This is a genomic window from Allobosea sp. 117, assembly GCF_000702305.1.
Lineage (GTDB): Bacteria > Pseudomonadota > Alphaproteobacteria > Rhizobiales > Xanthobacteraceae > Ancylobacter.
On record NZ_JNLC01000010.1, the window covers coordinates 970914 to 992340 of the forward strand.

The following is a 21427-nucleotide window of genomic DNA, read 5'->3' on the forward strand; positions in this document are numbered from 1 at the left end:
GCTGATCAGAACTTCCCACCCGAACGCCGTCATCCTGAGGTGCCCGAGCGTAGCACGGGCCTCGAAGGATGCAGAGTCCGGTGCTCCGATCGAGCATCCTTCGAGGCTCGCTTCGCTCGCACCTCAGGATGACGTTCAGACATGGTCGGGCTGTGGGGAGGCGCCCCCATGACCCGCGCGTCGCTCTCCCTCAAGGTCGCGGCGCTGGGCGGGCTCGCCTTCCTGCATGTGCCGCTGCTGTTCATCCTGCTGTACGCCTTCACCACGGAAGAGCGCAGCTACGCCTTCCCCCCGCCCGGCTACACGCTGAAATGGTTCGCCGTGGTGTGGGAGCGCGCCGACATCTGGGCGGCGGTCGGGCTGTCGCTGCAGGTGGCGGCGCTGGCGACGCTGATCGCGCTGGTGCTCGGCACGCTGGCGGCCGGCGCGCTGGCGCGGGCGAATTTCTTCGGACGCGAGCCCATCTCGCTGCTGTTCGTGCTGCCCATCGCGCTGCCCGGCATCGTCACCGGCATCGCGCTGCGCCAGGCCTTCGGGCTGATGGAGATACCCTTCTCCTTCTGGACCATCGTGCTCGGCCACGCGACCTTCTGCATCGTCGTCGTCTACAACAACGCGGTCGCCCGCCTCAGGAGGCTGTCGCCCTCGCTGATCGAGGCATCGATGGACCTCGGCGCCGATGCCTTCCAGACCTTCCGGCTGGTGGTGCTGCCCAATGTCGGCACGGCGCTGCTGGCGGGAGGCATGCTGGCCTTCGCGCTGAGCTTCGACGAGGTGATCGTTACCACCTTCACCGCCGGCCAACAGTCGACCCTGCCGATCTGGATGCTCAGCGAGCTCATCCGTCCGCGCCAGCGGCCGGTCACCAATGTCGTCGCGGTTCTCGTCATCGTCGTGACCTTCCTGCCCATCCTCGTCGCCTACTATCTGACGCGCGAGGGCGAGGCGGTGGCCGGCTCAGGAAAATAGGAGGCTTCCCCCAATGGACACCGACATGCTCATCGGCTCGACCTTCGTCGGCGGCACCGAGACGCCGGAGACCGTGCTGAATCCGAGGACGGAGGAGACCATCCTCGAACTGCCGGAAGCCTCCGCCGACCAGATCGACGCGGCGGTGAACGCGGCCGAGAAGGCCTTCGCCACATGGTCGCGCACCACGCCGATGGAGCGCTCCTATCTGCTGCTCAAGCTCGCGGATGCCATCGAGGCGGAAGGCGAGGCCTTCGCGACGCTGGAGGCGCTGAACTGCGGCAAGCCGCGCCACGCGGTGCTGCGCGACGAGGTCCCCGCCATCGTCGACTGCTTCCGCTTCTTCGCCGGCGCGGTACGCACCCAGCACGGCATGGTGGCAGGCGAGTACATCGCCGGCCACACCTCGATGATCCGGCGCGATCCGATCGGCGTGGTCGCCTCCATCGCGCCGTGGAACTACCCGCTGATGATGGCGGCATGGAAGCTCGCCCCGGCGCTGGCCGGCGGCAACACCGTCGTCATCAAGCCCTCCGAGCAGACGCCGCTGACCATGCTCAAGCTGGCGAAGCTGATCGCAGACATCTTCCCCGAGGGCGTGGTGAACGTGATCGTCGGGCGCGGCGAGACGGTGGGCAACACGCTGATCAACCACCCGAAGGTCGCGATGATCTCGCTGACCGGCGACATCGCCACCGGCAAGAAGGTGCTCACCGCAGCCGCCAAGACGGTGAAGCGCACCCATCTCGAGCTCGGCGGCAAGGCGCCGGTGATCGTGTTCGACGACGCCGACCTCGCCGAGGTGGTCGAGGGGGTGAAGATCTTCGGCTACTACAATGCCGGGCAGGACTGCACCGCCGCCTGCCGCATCTATGCCGAGGACCGCGTCTACGAAAAGCTGGTCGCCGATCTCGCCTCCGCCGCCTCCAGCCTCAAGTTCGCCTCGCCGCAGGACGAGGAGAACGACATCGGCCCGCTGATCTCCGCCCGCCAGCGCGCCCGCGTCGCCTCCTTCGTCGAGCGGGCGAGCGAGCTCAACCACATCGAGATCGCCACCGGCGGCAAGCTCGCCTCCGGCAAAGGGTTCTTCTACGAGCCGACCGTGGTCGCCGGGGCGCTGCAGAGCGACGAGATCGTGCGCCGCGAGGTGTTCGGCCCGGTGGTCTCGGTGACCCGCTTCTCGGATGTGGACGAGGCCGTGAGCTGGGCCAACGACAGCGACTACGGCCTCGCCTCCTCGGTGTGGACCAAGGACGTCTCCAAGGGCATGGCGACCGCCGCCCGCCTGCAATATGGCTGCACCTGGGTGAACTGCCATTTCATGCTGACCAGCGAGATGCCGCATGGCGGCCTCAAGCAGTCCGGCTACGGCAAGGACCTCTCCTCCTACGCGCTGGAGGACTACACGGTCGTCCGTCACGTGATGGTGAAGAACGGCTGAGCCGGAAAGGGCGGCGCGCCGGCTCCTCGCGCCGCCCCATAACGCATCGGAATCGGCAAGACGTTCTGCGCGCGGTATAATCGCTGCGGAGGCGGGATTTCCCGTGTCCGCGGTGATTATGACGAAGAATTAAGTTGGAATTCTTCCCGTCCTCTGCTGTCTCGATGTTGCGTTGCGTCAGGACGCGTATGGCAAAGGGGCGTAGATGCGGCCGCTGCGCGGTTTGGTATTGGTGGCGGGCCTGCTGATCGCAGGAGGTGCCGTCGCCTACAAGCAGGGTTGGCTCGAACGCGGCCTGTCCGCGATCGGTGGCCGGGCGAGTGCGGCGTCCACGGTCGCGGTTGCCACGCCGCTGTTTCCCGTCGAGGTCGCGACCGCCCGCTCGGTGCGCACCACCACCGATATCCACTCCATCGGCAGCCTGCAGTCCGATGAAGCCGTGCAGGTCGCCTCGGAGGTCGCGGGGCGCATAGCCGAAATCCGCTTCAAGGAAGGCGAGAAGGTCAAGGCGGGCGACGTTCTGGTGAAGCTCGACGACGCCCTGATCCGCGCCTCGCAGAACGAGATGGAGGCGCGCCTCGAACTGGCGAGGGCCAACTACGAGCGCGCCGAGCGCCTGCAGAAGACCGGGTCGGGTACCGCCCGCTCGCTGGACGAGGCGATCGCCGAGCGCAACACGGCCACCGCCTTGCTCAATCTCCAGCAGGTCCAGCTCTCCAAGCACACCATCACCGCGCCATTCGATGGTGTGGTCGGCCTGCGCTCCGTCTCGACGGGGGCCTATATCGGCATCGGGACGGCGCTGGTGAATCTGGAGAAGATCGACACCCTCAAGGTCGATTTCCGCGTGCCGGAGGCCCAGCTCGCCAATATCGCGGTCGGGCAGGAGGTCGAGGTCTCGGTCGATGCCCTTCCAGGACGCAAGTTCCTCGGCACCATCTACGCCATCGATCCGCTGATCGACGTCAACGGCCGCGCCCTGAAGGTCCGCGCCCGGCTGTCGAACGCCGACATGACGCTGCGCCCGGGCCTCTTCGCCCGCGTGACCGTGAAGGGCCGCGAACCGCGCACCGCCGTCTTCGTGCCCGAGGCCGCCGTGGTGCCGCGCGGTCAGGAGCGCGTGGTCTGGCGGGTGGTCCAGGGCAAGGCGGTCGAATCGAAGGTGCGGCTCGGCGAACGCCGCGCCGGCGAGGTCGAGATCGCGGAAGGGCTGGAAGCCGGCGCCACCGTCGTTACCGCCGGCCATGGACGCCTGCGCGCCAATGCGGGGGTCGAGATCGTGGGCACGCCGTCGACCCCGCAGAGCTGAGGGCGCGCCATGGGCATCTCCGAGCTCTGCATCCGCCGCCCGGTCTTCGCCACGGTGCTCAGCCTGCTGATGGTGCTGATCGGCATCGTCTCCTATTCGCGCCTCACGGTGCGCGAATATCCCAACATCGACGAGCCGGTGGTCTCGGTCGTCACCAACTATCCGGGCGCCTCGGCCAGCATTGTCGAGAGCCAGGTGACACAGGTTCTGGAAGGCTCCATCGCCGGCATCGAGGGCATCGACGTCCTCGAATCGACGAGCCGTTCGGAGACCAGCCGCATCACCGTCCGCTTCCGCCTCGAGGTGGACCCCGACGTCGCCGCCAGCGACGTGCGCGACCGCGTCAGCCGCGTGCGCCAGCGCCTGCCGGACGAGATCGACGAGCCGGTGATCTCCAAGGTCGAGGCCGACGCGCAGCCCGTCGTCTTTGTGGTGTTCCGTTCCGAGCGGATGACCGGCCTCGAGCTCTCCGACTACATCGACCGCTACATCGTCGACCGCTTCAAGAACCTCACCGGCGTCGCCGACGTGCAGATCTATGGCGAGCGGCGCTACGCGATGCGGGTGTGGATCGACCGCGAGCGACTCGCCTCCTACGCGCTCACCGTGCAGGATATCGAGGACGCTCTGCGGGCGCAGAATGTCGAGATTCCGTCCGGCCGTATCGAAAGCACGGACCGCGAGTTCACGGTGCTCTCCCGCACCGCGCTCGCCACCGTCGAGCAGTTCAACAACATCGTTGTGAAGCGCGCCGACGGGGCGCAGGTGCATCTCGACGAGGTGGCCCGCGTCGAGCTGGGTGCCGCCGACGAGCGCCGCGCCAGCCGCTTCGGCGGCGCCCCCGCCATCATCGTCGGCATCATCAAGCAGGCGGTGGCCAATCCGCTCGACGTCTCCGCCGGCGTGCGCACCGTGCTGCCGGAGATCAACCAGAGCCTGCCGGAGGGCATGAGCGCCACCATCGGCAACGACAACGCGGTGTTCATCGACCGCTCCATCGCCTCGGTCTACCGAACCATTCTGGAAGCGGTCGCGCTGGTTGTGCTGGTGATCGTGGTGTTCCTGCGCTCCGTGCGTGCCTCGATCATCCCGATCGTCACCATCCCGATCTCGATGATCACCACCTTCGCCATCATGTATGCGCTCGGCTTCAGCGTGAACACGCTGACGCTGCTCGCCATGGTGCTGGCGATCGGCCTAGTGGTGGACGACGCCATCGTGGTGCTGGAGAACATCTTCCGCCACATCGAGCACGGCATGAAGCCGATCCCCGCCGCCATCAAGGGCTCGAAGGAGATCGGCTTCGCGGTCATCGCCATGACAATGACGCTGGCGGCGGTCTATGCGCCGGTCGCCTTCGCGCCGGGCCGTACCGGCCGTCTGTTCCTGGAGTTCGCGCTGACGCTCGCCGGCGCGGTGATCGTCTCCGGCTTCGTCGCGCTCACCCTGACGCCGATGATGTGCTCGCGGCTGCTCAAGCACGAGGAGAAGCCGGGCCGCGTCTCCGCCTTCATCGAGCGCCGGCTGCGCGGGCTCGAGAACGGCTATCGGAGCCTGCTCGAGGCGACGCTGCGCGTGCGCCCGCTGATCCTCCTCGTCGCCATCGCCGTGGCTGGCGGCAGTGCCTATTTCCTCAGCGTGCTGCCGTCCGAGCTCTCGCCGGTCGAGGACCGCGGCGTCGTCCGCGTGAACGGCACGGCGCCCGAGGGGGCGACCCTCGCCTACACCGCGCGCTATTCGGAGCAGGTGGAGAAGATCCTCGCCCCCGAGCCGGAGATGGGCAGCGTGCTCATCATCAACGGCATGCCGGAGGTGCACCGCTTCCTCGTCATCGGCCGGCTGAAGGACTGGGACGAGCGCGGGCGCTCGCAGCAGGAGATCGTCCGCGAGGTGACGCCGGAGCTGCGCCGCATCGCCGGTGTCAACGCCTACGCCAACAACCCGCCCTCGCTGGGCGCCTCGAACAATTCGCGCCCGATCGAATATGTGCTGCAGACGTCGGGCACCTATGAGCAGCTCGACGAATATGTGAAGCGCTTCATGGAGCGCATCCAGGACTTCCCCGGCCTGCTGAGCCTCGACAGCGACCTGAAGCTGAACAAGCCGGAGATCGCGATCACCATCGACCGCGCCAAGGCGGCCGATCTCGGCATCGATGTCGCGGTGCTCGGCCGCACGCTGGAAAGCCTGCTCGGCGGCCGGCAGGTGACGCGCTTCGAGGTCAGCGGCGAGCAGTACGACGTTTATGTGCAGCTCAGCGCGCAGGACCGCGCCTCGCCGGCGACGCTCGACACCATCTATCTGCGCGCCGTCTCGGGTGACATGGTGCAGCTCTCGAACCTCGTCACCATCCGCGAGACGGTGGCCCCGCAGGAGCTGCGGCGCTTCAACCAGCTCCGCTCGGCGACCATCTCGGCCAATCTCGCGCCCGGCACCTCGCAGGGCGAGGCGCTCTCCTTCCTCGATCAGGCGGCGCGCGAGGTGCTGCCGCAGACCGTGCAGACCGACGTCGCCGGCCAGAGCCGCGAGTTCCGCGCCGCCGGCCAGAGCCTGGTGCTGGTCTTCCTGCTGGCGCTGGGCTTCATCTATCTCGTGCTCGCCGCCCAGTTCGAGAGCTTCCGCGATCCGGTGATCATCATGCTCACCGTACCGCTCTCGATGACCGGCGCGCTGGCGGCGCTCTATTTCTCCGGCGGCTCGCTGAGCGTCTATTCGCAGATCGGCCTCGTCACGCTGGTCGGCCTCATCACCAAGCACGGCATCCTGATCGTCGAGTTCGCCAACCAGCAGCAGGAGGCGGGGCTGGAGCGCCGCGCCGCGGTGGTGGAGGCGGCGGTGCTGCGCCTGCGGCCGATCCTTATGACCACGGGCGCCATGGTGCTGGGCGCCGTGCCGCTCGCCATCGCGCATGGTGCTGGTGCCGAGAGCCGCCAGCAGATCGGCTGGGTGATCGTCGGCGGCATGACGCTCGGCACGCTGCTCACGCTGTTCGTGGTGCCGACCGTCTATTCGCTGATGGGCCGCGTCCATCGCGAGCCGCAGGCCGAGGCGGCGCCCGTCCTTCACGCACCGGCGGAATGACCGGCTGACGGTGCCCGATTCAAAAGGGTCTAGCCCAGCAGGGCGGGGAACAGCTTGCCAAACGCGCCGGTGATCATCTCCGCGGCGATGGCGGCGAGGATGATGCCCATGAGCCGCTTTGAGATGGAAAGCGTCGTCGGCGACAGCCAGGAGGCGATCAGCGGCGCGCTTGCCAGCAATATGCCGAAGAACAGCAGATAGCCGATGAGGCCGGCGAAATAGCCGAGCAAGGCGCCCGTTTCATGCGCGGACTGCGCGAACACGATGATCGTCGCCATCGTGCCGGGACCGAAGGCGATCGGAATGCCGAGCGGATAGATGCCGACATTGGAGACCGACTTGAACGTCTGCTTTTCCGCGTCAGTGCCCTGATGCGAGCTGCTCTCCTCGCCATTCAGCATGTTCAGTGCGATGAGCAGCACGATGAGCCCGCCGGCGAGGCGAAAATGCGCCACATCGATGCCGAACATGGATAGCAGCGCCTGTCCGGCCAGCGCGCAGATGAGCGCGCCGATGGTCACGGTCGCCAGCATGCCCAGCATCGAGCTGCGCCGTTCGGCAGGTGTTTGTGCGCCGGTGAGGGCGAGGAACACCGGAATGGTGCTGAGCGGGTTCATGATGGCGAAGAGCGCTGCGAACAGTTTGGCGGTAAGAGTCCAATCCACGTCGTCGTTTCTCGCGCTGCGTGCTGACAAACGGGTTCTACAGGCCCGCCTCACGACAATCCAGAACCACCGCGGGAGCGGCCGCCCGCGTCGAGCGGTGCCGGACCTCGCTTGGGACTCGGCCTTTGCCTCGTGGTCCGGCAGCCATCGTCACGGTATGTGCGCATGACCCACGCGGGGACTTGAAGGCTCGCCTACACCCCCCTAAGGTGCGCCGGCCCGGACGCGGATCGGGCGGGCGTAGTTCAATGGTAGAACGGCAGCTTCCCAAGCTGCATACGAGGGTTCGATTCCCTTCGCCCGCTCCAGCGTTCCCTCCACCTATCCCTCTCGGCTCGTCGCACCCGTCTTACGACGCATCCTCTCCCATCATCGCCGCGGCCTTTTCAGCGATCATCAGGGTCGGCGAATTGGTGTTGCCGCTGGTGATGAAGGGCATCACCGAGGCGTCCGCGATGCGCAGCCCCGCGAGCCCGCGCAGCCGCAGGCGCTCATCCACCACCGCGCCGGGATCGTCGTGCGTTCCCATCTTCGCGGTGCCGACCGGGTGGAAGATGGTAGTGCCGATCTGCCGCGCGGCAGCCAGCAGGTCGCCGTTCGATGTCGCCTGCGGACCCGGCCGGTATTCCTGCGGGTGGTATTTCGCGAGCGCCGGCATCGACACGATGCGCCGCACCACCTTGAGGGCGTCGATCGCCACCTGCTCGTCCTCGGGCGTGGTGAGGGAGTTGAGGCGGATTTCGGGCTTGGCCGCCGGATCGGGAGACGCAAGGCGGACGCTGCCGCGGCTGGTCGGCCTCAGATTGCACACGCTCGCGGTGAAGGCGGGGAAGGCGTGCGGCATCTCGCCGAACTTGTCGAGCGAGAGCGGCTGGACATGGAACTGCAGGTTCGGTGTCGCCTGCAACGGCGAGGAACGGGTGAAGGCGCCGAGCTGCGAGGGCGCCATGGTCAGCGCGCCTCTTCGGAACAGCGCGTATTCCAGCGCCATCCACGCCTTGCGCGGGAGCGAGCCGTAGTCCTCGTTCAGCGTCCGGATGCCCTCGACCTTGTAGATCGGCCGAAGCTGGAGATGGTCCTGCAGGTTCTCGCCGACGCCGGGCAGATGGTGCTGAATCTCGATCCCGGCCGCGCGCAGGCGCTGGCCATCCCCGATGCCGGAGAGCTGCAGGAGCTGCGGCGAGCCGACGGCCCCGGCGCAAAGCACCACCTCGGCGCGGGCCATGACGCGGCGGCGCACTCCGCCCTGCGTAAACTCCACGCCACCGACCCGCCCGTCCTCGACGATCAGCCGCGCCGCCTGTGCGTTCGTCTCCAGCTTGAGATTGGGGCGGTTCAGCACCGGCTTGAGGAAGCCGCGGGCCGAGGACCAGCGCCGTCCCTGTTTCTGGTTGACGTGGAAATAGCCGACGCCCTCATTGTCGCCGGTGTTGAAGTCGCTGCTTCGCGGTATGCCGGCCTGGACGGCCGCTTCCATGAAGGCGTCGAGCAGCTTCCAGCGCACCCGCGGCTCCTCCACGCGCCATTCCCCGCCGGCCTTGTGATGCTCGCTTTCGCCGAGGAAATGGTCGAGGTGCCGGCGGAAGAAGGGGCGGACGTCATCCCATCCCCAGCCCTTCAGCCCGAGATCGCGCCAGCGGTCATAGTCCTCGCGCTGGCCGCGCATGTAGATCATGGCGTTGATCGCCGAGCAGCCGCCGATGACCTTGCCGCGCGGATAATTCAGCGTGCGGCCGGCGAGCCCGGTCTCGGCGACGGTGGTGAACAGCCAGTCAGCGCGTGGATTGCCGATGGCGTAGAGATAGCCGACCGGAACGTGGAACCAGATCCAGTTGTCGCGCCCGCCCGCCTCCAGCACGCAGACGCTGCGCCTCGGATCGCCGGACAGGCGATTGGCCATGAGACAGCCGGCGGTGCCGGCGCCGACCACCACATAGTCGAAGCTCTCGGCCTCGCTCATTGTCGTTTCCTCCTATCATATGATGCGCAGAAATGCAGTTGCCGGAGCAGCCACACCGATCTAGTAGATCCTCATTTACATCGGAGGAATGCGCATCCGCGCCGTTCGGGCTATGCAAAAAAGAAGATACACTGGCCTCGATCTCTCCTGGAGCGACCTCCAGTTCTTCCTGGTCGCGGCACGGGCCGGGAGCGCCGCCGAGGCCGGCCGGCGTCTCGGCACCGACCAGGCGACGGTGAGCCGGAGGGTGCACCGCCTCGAAGCGATGCTTGGCCGGCCGCTCTTCGAGCGCGGCCCGCAGGGCCATGCGCTCACCGAGGCCGGTCAGGCTCTGCTCGGCCGGGCCGAGACGATGGAGTGCGGTGCCTTCTCCATCCTCGACTATTTCGCCGACGGCGAGGTCGCGCTCAACGCCACGCTGCGCATCGCCGGACCGGAAGGCTTTCTGTGCTCCTATCTCGCGCCACGGCTGGGAGCGCTGCGCGAGAGGAACCCCGGGCTGAACCTCCAACTGGTGACGATGCCGCATCTGATGTCGGTGTCGAAACGCGAGTTCGACATCGCGATCACCGTCGGCCAGGTGCTGAAGGGGCGGGCCATTACCCGCAAGCTCTCGGATTACTCGCTCGGCCTCTTCGCCTCGCACGCCTATCTCGATGCACACGGGCCGATCCGGTCGGTGGGCGAGCTCGCTGGGCACCCGCTGATCGGTTATGTCGACGACCTCATCGTCATGCCGGACCTCAACTATCTCGGTGAGATCGCGCCCGAGCTGCGGGCCAGGGTGCAGTCCACCAGCCTGCTCGCGCAGCGCGCCATGGCGGAGGCGGGGCTCGGCCTGTGCGTGCTGCCCTTCTTCATGACCGCCGGCACGGCACTGCTGCGGCCGGTGCTGGCCGACGAGGTGCGCCTCACCCGGTCCTACTGGCTGGTGGCGCATGCCGACACCAAGGACCTGCCCGCGCATCGGGCGGTGATCGACTTCATCGCGCAGAGCACGGCGCAGGACAGGCCGCTGCTGCTTTGAACCTCGACATCATTGAGCTCGGCACCGAGCCCCGCTTCGAGACCGGTACGGCAGTCACCGTATCGATGCAGCCGGGCCTGTGCTGGGCCTATCGCGGTACAGGAGTATGACGTTCATTGGCGGCGCTTCCGCGCAATCCAGCGTCCCGCGCGACGACGGCGCCGTGAGCGCCGCCTGCGTCGCGCGGGCGATCTCATAGGTGTCGCACAGCAGCATCGTCGTCTCGTCGACGACGACGATCCATGGCCGCAGCCAATCCTGCGGCACGGCCATGTCGTCGCGGTGGATGCATCTGGGCCGGGATGGGCTCATGCCGTCAGCGCGCCTTCCAGATGCCTGCCGGATACGGCGAAGGGAACCGCCGTCCGTTCCTCGACCACGGCGATGTCGACACCCGGCGCCAGCTCGATCAGCGTCAGGCCGCCGCCGCTCCGAACCTCGAACACGCAGAGATCGGTGATGATCAGGTTCACGACGCCGCGCCCGGTGAGCGGCAGCGTGCATGCGGGCAGGATCTTCGGCTCGCCCTTCGCCGTGTGCTCCATCAGGACGATGACGCGCTTCACGCCCGCCACCAGGTCCATCGCCCCGCCCATGCCCTTGACCATCTTGCCGGGCACCATCCAGTTCGCGATGTCGCCGTTCTCGGAGACCTGCAGCGCGCCGAGCACGGAGAGGTCGATATGGCCGCCCCGGATCATGGCGAAGCTGTCGGCCGAGGAGAAATAGCTGGTGGTTGGCAGCTCGGTGATGGTCTGCTTGCCGGCATTGATGAGGTCCGGGTCCTCCTCGCCCTCGAAGGGGAAGGGACCCATGCCGAGCATGCCGTTTTCGCTCTGGAGCTGGACCGACACCCCCGGAGGGATGTGGTTCGCGACCAGCGTCGGAAGCCCGATGCCGAGATTCACGTAGAACCCGTCCTTGAGTTCGCGGGCGGCGCGGGCCGCCATTTCATTGCGCGTCCACGGCATCAGGCATGCTCCTTCTCGCGCGAGCGCACTGTGCGCTGCTCGATGCGCTTCACCACATCGGAAAGGGGAACCAGACGGTCGACATAGATCCCGGGCGTGTGGATGCGGTCCGGATCGATCGTCCCCGGCTCGACCAGATGCTCGATCTCCGCGACGGTGACCTTCGCCGCCGTCGCCATCACCGGATTGAAGTTGCGGGCGGTCTTCCGGTAGACGAGGTTGCCTTCGGCATCGCCGCGATAGGCATGGATGATCGCCAGATCGGCGGTCAGTCCCCGCTCCATGACGTAGTCCTCGCCGTCGAAGCGGCGGGTCTCCTTGCCGTCCGCCACCACCGTGCCGAAGCCGGTCCGGGTGAAGAAGGCCGGGATGCCGGCTCCGCCGGCCCTTATGCGCTCGGCGAGGGTGCCCTGCGGGTTGAATTCCACCTCCAGCGCGCCGGACAGGAACTGCTCCTCGAACAGCTTGTTCTCGCCGACATAGGAGGAGACCATCTTCGCGATCTGCCGGGTCTCGAGGAGCATGCCGAGGCCGGCGCCGTCGATGCCTGCATTGTTGGAGATGACGGTCAGACCGCGGACGCCTGACCGGCGGATCGCTTCGATCAGGGCCTCGGGTATGCCGCAGAGCCCGAAGCCGCCCGACATGATGGTCATGCCGTCGAACAGGAGGCCGTCGAGCGCCGTCGTGGCGTCGGGGTGAATCTTGCTCTGCGCCATCGGCGCCTCTCTCATGAAATTCGGGGATATGCGCGCGGCAGCCGGCGCAGGAAAAGGACCGCCGGAACAGGGACGAGGCTCCGGCGGCAGGGGCATGCGCCGGCTCAGGCCGCGTCGGCGCGCTCCGGCACCGGCAGGCCCAGCCAGTCCTTGTAGAAGGTGTCGATGTCCGGCTCGAAATCGCGGATCACCGGATACCAGGGCGTGGGCGCCTCGACGTCATGCAGCGTGCCGCATTCGGGGCAGTAATATTCGCGCAGCACCTGCCAGGTGGCGGTCGGCGCCATCAGGCGCGGATAGAGCTCTTCGAGCTGCTCGGCCGTATCCCTCACATGGATGCGGGCGTGCAGCTTCCAATTGTCCTTCCAGTCGCAGAAATCGTGGCCGCACTGGCAGCGGACCGTCCATTTCTTGCTGGCCTTCTGCTGGACGATATAGAGCTTGGGGCCGAGCGGCAGCACGATGCGCTCGCTCCAGGGAACGCGTTCCTGCAGGATCTCGATATAGGTCGCGAACCGCTCCGGGTCCTTCGGCGTCGCGAGCATCTGGTGCAGGGTGTCGTGGTCGATGTTGCCGTCGATCAGATCGGCGATCTTGGCGCGTGTGTAGGCCATGGTGTTCCTCGCTGTGCGTTTGTTGATGCGGCGAAGCCGGCCGGCGCGATCCGCCGGCCGGCACGGCGGCGTCATTCCTCGACGAACTGGACCGTCCTGACGTCCGGCAGTTCGGACACGTCCATGGAATAGCGCGAGCCGTAATGCGGCACGCCGATATCCTCCTCCTTCAGGGTCCAGCTCTCCGGCAGGTCCCAGAAGGCGCGGAACTCGGCCTCGAAGCGCGGCCCGAGCTTGAAGGAGGCGGCGAACATCTGCTGCACCTGGCTGCCGGCATCCTTGGCGAGGATCTTCTGACGCTCGCCCTTCATCCACTCACGGGTCGGCACCGACTTGGCGATGCGCTCCTTGCGGATCGTGGCCCGCCGCGCCTCGGTCGCCGCCGCGTCGAGCACATAGGCGCCGGCCGCATCCTTGGCCGCCACCACGCCATAGACGGAGAGGGCGAAGCGCTCGATGAGATAGCCGCCGTTGAGATCGTCCACGACGCTCTGCGGTGCACGGTCGAGCGGATCGCCGAAGCCCGGTCCGCCGCGCATGTAGTTCAGATAGAGGTCGTAGTCGGCGAACATCTCCTCGGTGGTGATGGCCTGCTTGTCGCGCTTGATCACCGCGCCCTTGATGAGGTCGTCCCACACCGGGTTCTGCGGATCGGTGTCGCCGCCGAGCGGGATCGGCTTGCCGGCCGCGATCAGCTCCTTGAGGCCGGTGTCATGCGCGGCGAAGCGGTAGCCGGAGGCCGCCGGATAGCCGCCCATCAGGCCCCAGTCGGACGAGATGTGGCCGTTGCCCATGAAGAACATGGTCCAGTCCTTGGCGTTCCAGACCAGACGCAGGCTCTCGAAGCCGCAGCCGCCGCGATATTTGCCGGCGCCGCCGGAGGACGACTTGATCTGGCGGCCGAGATAGACGAGCGGCTCGGCCAGCTCCCAGATCTCCATGTCGCCCATGTCGCCTTCGGGATTCCAGATCGCGGCGGCATGGGACAGGCCGTCGCCGACTGCGGTGGCGCCCGTCCCGTTGGCCGCGCATTCGAACGAGTTCACCGCGTGGATCTCGTCATACTGGTTGAAGCCGCCGCCCTGCAGCCAGTTCGAGGTGTTGGCGTTGCCGGCGTTCACCTCCTCCAGATAGCCCCGCCCGAAATAGGAGCGCGACAGGCCGCGCCACAGCGCCGTCCAGGCCGAGACCAGGAAGTGCCAGCTATAGGAGAAGGCGACGCGCCGGTCGTCCGGGTTCATCCAGGTGCCCTTGGGCAGGCGGAACTCGGTGCCGTAAGCCGCCCCGTCGTTGATCATTTCGGAGGGGATCAGCGTCTGCGTCATCATCACCCAGATGCCCGAGGTGAAGCTCACCTGATGGGCGTTATAGGTGTGCCAGCCCCAGCGGCTCGCACCTTCGAAGTCGAGGCGCCAGGTGCCGTCGCCGCGGATGGTGATCTCCGACGGCGCATGCATGATGGTGTCGAGCTTGGCGAAGTCGGACGGCACGCGCACGTCGGGATGCGCGTAGGGCACGTCGACGAAGCCGACCTGCCGGTACTTGCCGGGGATGGTCATCGCCTTGATGCGGTTTTGCAGGCCAAGCCGGCCGTGCTCCACCGCCTCATAGGCGAACTTCCAGTAGGCATCGATGCCTTCCTCGGCGATCACCTCCTCGACCAGCTTGCGGATCATGTGGCAGCCGGCGATGCGGGTGCGCTCGTCGAGCATCCAGTAGCGCGTGGTGCGCACCATGCGCTGGCTCTCGTGCAGCCAGTCGCGGAACAGCGTGTCGTTCTCGCCCACCTTGCGGCAGGTGATGGAATAGCCGTCGCCGAAGCGCTGCACCTGGCCCGTCGCCATCGAGCCGGGGCCGACCGCGCCGGTGTCGATGACGTGGGTGACGCCGCCGACCCAGCCGATCAGCTCGCCCTCCCAGAAGATCGGGACGATGGTGTGGATGTCGCAGGGATGGACGTTCCCGATCAGCGAGTCGTTGTTACAGAAGATGTCCTTGTCGCGCACGCCGGGGTTATGCTCCCAACCGTTCTCGATCATGTATTTGATCGCCGCGCCCATGGTGCCGACGTGGATGATGATGCCGGTCGAGGTGAGGATGCTGTCGCCGGCGGCGTTGTAGAGGGTGAAGCAGAGCTCGCCCTCCTGCTCGACGATCGGCGAGGCGGCGATCTTCTTGGCGGTCTCGCGCGCATCGACGACGCCGGCGCGCAGCCGCGAGAACAGCTTGTTGTAGAGGATAGGCTGGCTGTCGCGCAGCTCCATCTTCTCCAGTCCGGCATAGCTTCCGGTGCGCTTGGTCGCCGCCATGAGGCGGTCGCGGTGCTGCTTCAGCGTCTCGCCGCCGCGGACGATGCCGCCGGTCGACGCGCCGAGATCCTTCTCGCGAACACTGATGTTCATTTTCGATTTCCTCCTGATGTTCTGTTTGCTTCGGCGGCTCAGACTTCCTTGAGGTGGAACAGCCGATGGCCGTCGAGGAAGGTCTCGAAGCCGTCGGGGACGACGAAGGTGGTGGCGTCGGATTCGATGATGGCGGGGCCGACCACGCGGTTTCCGGGCCGCAGCGCCTCCATCCGATAGAGCTGCGCGTCCACCCAGCGCTTCTTGCGGTAGAACTTGCGCGTGCCGGTCTTCGCCGCCTCGGGCGGGGTCTCGCCTTCGAGCGGCTCCTTCGGGATCTTCGGCTTCGGGATCGGCACGGCGCCGCGCATGATCGCGCCGGTCACCGAATAGCCGAGCTCCGGCGAGCGGGCTGAGGCGGCGTAGACGCGCCCGTAGGTGGCGTTGAAGGCGTCGACAAGCTGCTCCCAGTCCTCGGCCGTGGCGGCGGAGGACAGGGGGGACTCGATCTCGAGATCGTTGAGCTGCCCGCGATACTGCATGCGGTAGCCGGGCTGCAGCGTCACCTGTTCGGGCGCGTAGCCATTGAGCTTGAACTCCTCCAGCACGTTGTGAGTGAGTTCCTCCCACGCCGCCTGCAGCGTCTTCGCCGCGGCTTCGCGCTGCTCGGCCGGGGCGTCGGGGGCGAGGTTGATGTCGAGCGACTTGTCGTAGCGGTATTCGAAGTCCGCCGCCGCGCAGCCGAAGGCGGAGAAGCCCGCCGCCCAGGCCGGCACAATGACGTCCTCGAAGCCGAGGCCCTCGGTGTAGCCATAGGTGTGGACCGGGCCGGCGCCGCCATAGGAGAAGCACACGAAGCTCTGCGGGCTGTAGCCCTTGCCGGAGATCATCGAGCGCAGATAGTCGCGCAGGTCGCTGTCGAGCAGCTCGATGACGCCGGCCGCTGCGTCCTCGACCGACAGGCCGAGCGGATCGGCGAGCTGCTTCTTGATGGCATCCACGGAACGCTGACGGTCGAGCTTCACCGCGCCGCCGAGGAAGTTGTCGGGGTTGAGATAGCCCAAGACCATGTGGCAGTCCGAGACGGTGACGGTCTCGATGCCGCTTTCCTTCCAGCACACGCCGACGCGGTAGCCGGCTGAGTCCGGCCCGAGCTTGATCGCCCTGGTATAGGGATCGAGCCGGATGAAGGAGCCGGCGCCGGCGCCCACCGAATCCATCGCCACCAGCGGCAGCGACAGGACGAGGCGCGCCATGTCCGGGTCGTTCTTGATGGTCAGCTCGCCCTGGGTGATCAGCGCCACGTCGAACGAGGTGCCGCCGATGTCGGAGCAGGCGATATTGTTGTAGCCCAGCACCTCGCCGAGATATTTGGCGCCGATCACGCCGCCGATCGGGCCGGACACAATGGTGCGGGCGAGCTCCTTGGCTTTCCAGGAGATGGTGCCGCCATGGGTGGCCATCACGCGGAAGTCGAACTTGGTGCCGCGCTCCTTGAAGGCGTCCGAGATCTTCTTCAGCGTCTGGCGGGACGGCTCGGCCGCATAGCCTTCGAGGATAGTGGTGTTGGTGCGGTGGGTTTCCTTGCGCACCGGATAGTAGTCCGCCGAGGCGAAGACCGGGATCGACTTGCCGCTCTTCGCGACCTCCTCGACGATGATGTCGCGCACGCGGCGCTCATGCGCCGGGTTCTTGTAGGAGTGCAGCAGGCTGATCACGATGCCTTCGACATCGGCCGCGATCAGTTCCCGCGCGGCTTCGCGCGCGCTGTCCTCGCGCAGCGGGATCACCACCGTGCCGGACATGTCGATCCGCTCGATCACCCCGCGGGTGAGGTTGCGCGGCACCAGCGGCGGGTCGTAGCGGTGGGTGTTGAGGTGGATGCGGTCCTCATAGGCATAGCCGAGATAGGCCTGGATCGCCCGGCCCATGCGGTGGAAGTCCTCCATGCCGCGGTTGACGATCAGGCCGCATTTCAGGCCCTTGCGCTGCACCACGCGGTTCAGCATGGCGGTGCCGGAATAGACGCCGGTCTGCAGTTGCTTGAGGGCGGCGTCGAGCGACAGGCCCCAGGCGCCGAGCCCGTCCTCGCTCGAGGCGATCAGGCCGAGCGCCTCGTTCTGCGGTGTGCTCTGCGCCTTGCCGACGACGAATTCGCCGTCGGAATCGACGAAGAAGGTATCCGTCATGGTGCCGCCGGCATCGATGCCGAGCACCTGCACGCTTCTGCTGGTCGGTGCGTGGATGTTCACAGGCGTCCTCCTGGTTGATCGCCGGCCTCTGACGAGCCGGACGAGGAGGAGGGCGCACGACCCATGCCAGACTGGCACGCCGATGCCGGTTCCTTTTTTGTCAGATACTTACCGCTATTGCGAAGCTGCCCTTCGCGTCCGCACACCGTCCGAATGACGGACGATCGATCGGCGGACGAACGGCGACGTCAGTCGGACGTGCCGCCGCTGCGATACTCGTTGAGGCGCAGATAGAGCGTCGAGCGGGCGATGCCGAGACGCTTCGCCGCCTCCGTCAGATTGCCGCCGCAAGCCTCCACCTGCGCGAGGATGGTGGCCCGCTCGGCGGCCTTGAGGTCGCTCTTCGGCATCGGCCTCGCGGGAGGACCTTCCGTCGCCGCTGGTGCGGACGGGTCCCGCAGCTCGGGCGGCAGGTCGTGCAGTTCGATCACGTCGGCGTCGGCGAGCGCGAGCATGGCGTCGATGACGTTGCGCAGCTCGCGGACATTGCCGGGCCACGAATAGCGGCGCAGCCGCTCCAGCACAGCCGGTGCGAATGTCGGCGCCGCCCTGTCCTGCCGCGCGGCGGCCGCCGCCGCGAAGCTGCGCGCCAGGGTGACGACGTCGTCGTCGCGCTCGCGCAGCGGCGGGATGCGGATGCGGGCGGCGGCGATGCGATAATAGAGATCGCGCCGGAAGCGGCCGGCCTCGACTTCGGCCGACAGGTCGCGATTGGTCATCGACAGGATGCGGATGCCGACGCGTCGTCCGACATTGTCGCCGATCCGGTAGACGACACCGTCTTCCAGCACGCGCAGCAGATAGGACTGCAGATCCAGCGGCATTTCGCCGATCTCGTCGAGACAGAGCACACCGCCGTCCGCCTGCTCGATCCTGCCGGCGCGTCCGTTCGCGTCCGCGCCGGTGAAGGCGCCCTTGGCGTAGCCGAACAGCTCGCTGGCGATGAGGTCGCGCGGCATGCCCCCGCAGTTGAGCGGCACGAAAGGACCGCGCGCCGCCGGACCGGCGCTGCGGATCGCGCGCGCGAACAGCTCCTTGCCGACGCCGGTCTCGCCCTCGATCAGGATCGGCAGGTTGTTGGCGGCGAGCTTGCGGGCGCGCTCGCACGCCTCCCGTACCGGGGCGCTGGCGCCGAGGATATGCTCGAACCCGCTCTCCGGCTCTGCCGGTTCCGGGCGCGTGGAGCCGCTCACCGGGCGGCTGCGACTCCGGTGCATCAGGATGAGGCAGCCGATCGCCTCTCCGTCGGAGCGCACGATCTCGACGCTGGCATTGGGGAAGCGGCGCTGGCAGTTCTCCTCCCACAGCTCCTGCTGGGCGCCGCCGATGAGGCGCCGCAGCTCGCCGGTGAGCTGATTGGGAGGCAGGTCGAGCTGGCGAGCCGCGGCCTCGGCCGTGTGCACGAGGAAGCCGCGCCGATCGACGACGAGAATGTCCTCGCTCAGCCAGATGGAGCGCTTCGAGACGAAGCTGCGCAGCAGCAGCTCATGCTCGATCTTGGCCGCGCGGTGCAGCCCGGCCTCGATCTCCTGGCCGATAGAGGCCGCCAGAGCGAGGCTCTGCGGGTTGAAATGGGCGATGGGCCCGGAGATGTCGACCACGCCGAGCAATTCGCCGTCCAGCGGATGGCGGACCGGCATGGCGGCGCAGGTCCAGCGCTGGACGTCTTCGCAGAAATGCTCGGCGCCGCGGATCTGCGTCGGTCGGCCCTCGATCAGGGCGGTGCCGATGGCGTTCGTGCCGATCGCGCCCTCGTCCCAGCGGCCGCCGGTTTCAAGATGGTTGCGGCGCCCGTGATCGATGACGCGCCGGTCGCCCGCCGTCTCGATGATGAAGCCGCTGGCGTCGGCGAGGATCATCATGGAGGACGCCTCGGCTAGGAACAGGCCCGAGCGCTCGAGCGCCGGGCGGGCCGCGCCCAGCAGCGCAACATTCACGGATCGGCGGCGGAAGATTTCCGGCTCTTCGGCGAGCGGCGCCTCCGTGCGGTCGACGCCGATGCCGCGCGCACGCGATCTCTCCCAGGATGCGGCGAGCGGGCGAGGAATCTCGGCCGCGCCGGCGCCATCCGCCAGGAAACGCTCCCATGCCGCACGGATCGCATGCTGCTCCATGCGCATTTCTCCCCTGCAGCGGACAGGGCATCGAACCGAGCTCGGTTCTCCGTTGGCGCGGAAAACGACGTCAGCGCGTGCAGGACATCTCGGCCCCGGAAGGGGGGAGCCTGCCAAGCGACGCCTCGGTTCCGAATGCTCCAGCCTGCATCATTTGTGGCGACGCGCTTCGTCGGCGCATGCCTGTCGAGCGTAGGATGCCTGAAGGGTTGAGGCAACCTGATTGCGGAGCAACCTCGTACGCTACTTTTCGAAGAGACGGGCAGGGCGGCGCAATGCCTGCCTGTCGGCGGTCTATGGCGGCTCTAGACATGAGGAAGTCGGCGAGGCATGCAGAATATAGTGTGGAATACTTCCGCAAATTGTGCCGGCCGTCCTCCGCAAAAGCCCATGGCCTGCCGGACGGCTTGCCGATAGGTTTCGCGCGTCACATCGAAAAGCGTTCCCCATGCTGAATCATCTTTCCGCTCTCCTGCTCGGCCGCCATGGCGATCCCGGACGGGTGTTCTCCGAGACGCCGGACGGGCAACGCATCACCTATGGCGATCTGGAGCGGCGCATCGCGCAATATGCCAATGCCCTCGTGGCGCTCGGCGTGAAGCCGGGGGACCGGGTGGCGCTGCAGGTGGAGAAGAGCCTCGAGGCAGTGTTCGCCTATCTCGGCACGGTGCGCGCAGGCGCGGTGTTCCTGCCGCTCAACACCGCCTATACGCCGGCCGAGATCGGCTATTTCCTCGGCGACGCCGAGCCCGTCCTGTTCGCCTGCGATCCGGCGCAGGCGGGAACGCTCGCGCCGGTGGCGCGCGAGGCGGGTGTGCGCCATCTGCTCACCCTCGACGGCGAGGGCCGCGGCTCGCTGGCGAAGGCGGCCGATGCGGCGGCGGAGACGTTCGCGGATGTCCCGCGCGGGTCGGACGACCTCGCCGCGCTGCTCTACACCTCGGGCACCACCGGCCGCTCCAAGGGCGCCATGCTCACCCACGGCAATCTCGCCTCCAATGCGCAGGCGCTCGCCGACATCTGGCGCTTCTCGCCCGATGACGTGCTGATCCATGCCCTGCCGATCTTCCACACGCACGGCCTGTTCGTTGCCATCAACGTCACGCTGGTGGCCGGCGCGTCGATGGTCTTCCTGCCGAAGTTCGATCCCGAGCTGATCCTGACGCTGCTGGCGCGCGCGACCGTACTGATGGGCGTGCCGACCTTCTACACGCGTCTCCTGAAGTCGCCGGGGCTCACGCCCGAGGCCTGCGCCCATATGCGGCTCTTCATCGCCGGCTCGGCGCCGCTGCTCGCCGAAACCCACCGCGAATGGAAGGCGAAGACCGGCCACGCCATCCTCGAGCGCTACGGCATGACCGAGACCGGCATGATCACCTCCAACCCCTATGAGGGCGAACGCCGCGCCGGCACGGTCGGCTTTCCGCTGCCGGAGGTGAGCGTGCGCGTCGCCGACCCCGAGAACGGGCGTGAGCTGATCGCCGGCGCCATCGGCATGATCGAGGTGAAGGGACCGAACGTCTTCAAGGGCTACTGGCGCATGCCGGAGAAGACCGCGAGCGAGTTCCGCGACGGCTGGTTCGTCACCGGCGACCTCGGGCTGATCGACGAGCGCGGCTATGTGCACATCGTCGGGCGCGGCAAGGATCTCGTGATCACCGGCGGCTACAACGTCTATCCGAAGGAGATCGAGAGCGAGATCGACGCGCTGGACGGCGTCGTCGAGAGCGCGGTGATCGGCCTGCCGCACGCCGATTTCGGCGAGGGCGTGACGGCGGTGGTGGTCGCCCGCTCCGACGCGGGGCTGGACGAGAAGGCGGTGATCGGCGCGCTGGAGGGGCGGCTCGCCCGCTACAAGCTGCCCAAGCGCGTCATCTTCGTCGACGACCTGCCGCGCAACACCATGGGCAAGGTGCAGAAGAACATCCTGCGCGAACAGTATAAAGGGATGTATGGGGCGTAG

Annotated in this window: 15 protein-coding genes and 1 tRNA gene; 7 read left to right on the plus strand and 9 right to left on the minus strand. The window is 67.3% G+C overall.

Translation table 11 applies throughout. The features are described 5' to 3' along the window. The first annotated feature begins 168 nt into the window (after positions 1–168). The 4 genes from U742_RS0106590 to U742_RS0106605 all read left to right on the plus strand — a co-directional run bounded on the left by U742_RS0106590 (position 169) and on the right by U742_RS0106605 (position 6800). Positions 169–969 (plus strand): ABC transporter permease, encoded by an 801-nt coding sequence (locus U742_RS0106590; protein ID WP_029351249.1) that lies wholly within the window; start codon positions 169–171, stop codon positions 967–969. Positions 970–982: 13 nt separating this feature from the next. After that, positions 983–2410: a gamma-aminobutyraldehyde dehydrogenase gene (locus U742_RS0106595; RefSeq protein WP_029351252.1), complete on the plus strand. Its 1428-nt coding sequence runs from the start codon at positions 983–985 to the stop codon at positions 2408–2410. Between the two features lie 205 nt (positions 2411–2615). After that, positions 2616–3719 (plus strand): efflux RND transporter periplasmic adaptor subunit, encoded by a 1104-nt coding sequence (locus U742_RS0106600; protein WP_029351254.1) that lies wholly within the window; start codon positions 2616–2618, stop codon positions 3717–3719. A gap of 9 nt (positions 3720–3728) precedes the next feature. After that, on the plus strand, positions 3729–6800 hold the full coding sequence (locus tag U742_RS0106605) for an efflux RND transporter permease subunit (RefSeq protein ID WP_029351256.1): 3072 nt from the start codon (positions 3729–3731) through the stop codon (positions 6798–6800). A gap of 29 nt (positions 6801–6829) precedes the next feature. Here U742_RS0106605 and U742_RS0106610 read toward each other — a convergent pair whose 3' ends face one another. After that, complete coding sequence (locus U742_RS0106610) at positions 6830–7465, minus strand: MarC family protein (RefSeq protein WP_029351258.1); 636 nt, start codon at positions 7463–7465, stop codon at positions 6830–6832. A gap of 234 nt (positions 7466–7699) precedes the next feature. Between U742_RS0106610 and U742_RS0106615 the strand changes: the two genes are divergently transcribed. Next, a tRNA-Gly gene (locus U742_RS0106615) sits at positions 7700–7773 on the plus strand. Between the two features lie 41 nt (positions 7774–7814). On the opposite strand, the gene U742_RS0106620 is transcribed toward U742_RS0106615, so the two are convergent. Continuing rightward, positions 7815–9425, minus strand: coding sequence for a GMC family oxidoreductase (locus tag U742_RS0106620; protein WP_029351260.1), 1611 nt, complete (start codon positions 9423–9425; stop codon positions 7815–7817). Between the two features lie 112 nt (positions 9426–9537). Between U742_RS0106620 and U742_RS0106625 the strand changes: the two genes are divergently transcribed. Then, complete coding sequence (locus U742_RS0106625) at positions 9538–10452, plus strand: LysR family transcriptional regulator (RefSeq protein WP_029351263.1); 915 nt, start codon at positions 9538–9540, stop codon at positions 10450–10452. A 54-nt stretch (positions 10453–10506) separates the two neighbouring features. On the opposite strand, the gene U742_RS0106630 is transcribed toward U742_RS0106625, so the two are convergent. From U742_RS0106630 to U742_RS0106660, 7 genes are all read right to left on the minus strand, one after another. Beyond that, entirely contained in the window at positions 10507–10725 is a 219-nt protein-coding gene (locus tag U742_RS0106630) for a hypothetical protein (RefSeq protein WP_156034143.1), read from the minus strand. Positions 10726–10760: 35 nt separating this feature from the next. Further along, the gene (locus tag U742_RS0106635; RefSeq protein WP_029351267.1) at positions 10761–11423 is read right to left on the minus strand and encodes a CoA transferase subunit B; all 663 of its coding nucleotides are present in this window, start codon (positions 11421–11423) and stop codon (positions 10761–10763) included. After that, positions 11423–12142, minus strand: coding sequence for a CoA transferase subunit A (locus U742_RS0106640; protein WP_029351269.1), 720 nt, complete (start codon positions 12140–12142; stop codon positions 11423–11425). Before U742_RS0106640 ends, U742_RS0106635 begins: the two co-directional genes overlap by 1 nt. Positions 12143–12246: 104 nt before the next feature. After that, on the minus strand, positions 12247–12756 hold the full coding sequence (locus U742_RS0106645) for an acetone carboxylase subunit gamma (protein ID WP_029351270.1): 510 nt from the start codon (positions 12754–12756) through the stop codon (positions 12247–12249). A gap of 71 nt (positions 12757–12827) precedes the next feature. Then, positions 12828–15158: a hydantoinase B/oxoprolinase family protein gene (locus tag U742_RS0106650; RefSeq protein ID WP_029351272.1), complete on the minus strand. Its 2331-nt coding sequence runs from the start codon at positions 15156–15158 to the stop codon at positions 12828–12830. Positions 15159–15196: 38 nt separating this feature from the next. Beyond that, positions 15197–17350: a hydantoinase/oxoprolinase family protein gene (locus U742_RS0106655; RefSeq protein ID WP_029351274.1), complete on the minus strand. Its 2154-nt coding sequence runs from the start codon at positions 17348–17350 to the stop codon at positions 15197–15199. A gap of 188 nt (positions 17351–17538) precedes the next feature. Next, on the minus strand, positions 17539–19464 hold the full coding sequence (locus tag U742_RS0106660) for a sigma-54-dependent Fis family transcriptional regulator (protein WP_029351277.1): 1926 nt from the start codon (positions 19462–19464) through the stop codon (positions 17539–17541). 448 nt (positions 19465–19912) lie between these two features. Between U742_RS0106660 and U742_RS0106665 the strand changes: the two genes are divergently transcribed. Continuing rightward, on the plus strand, positions 19913–21427 hold the full coding sequence (locus U742_RS0106665; protein ID WP_029351279.1) for a malonate--CoA ligase: 1515 nt from the start codon (positions 19913–19915) through the stop codon (positions 21425–21427).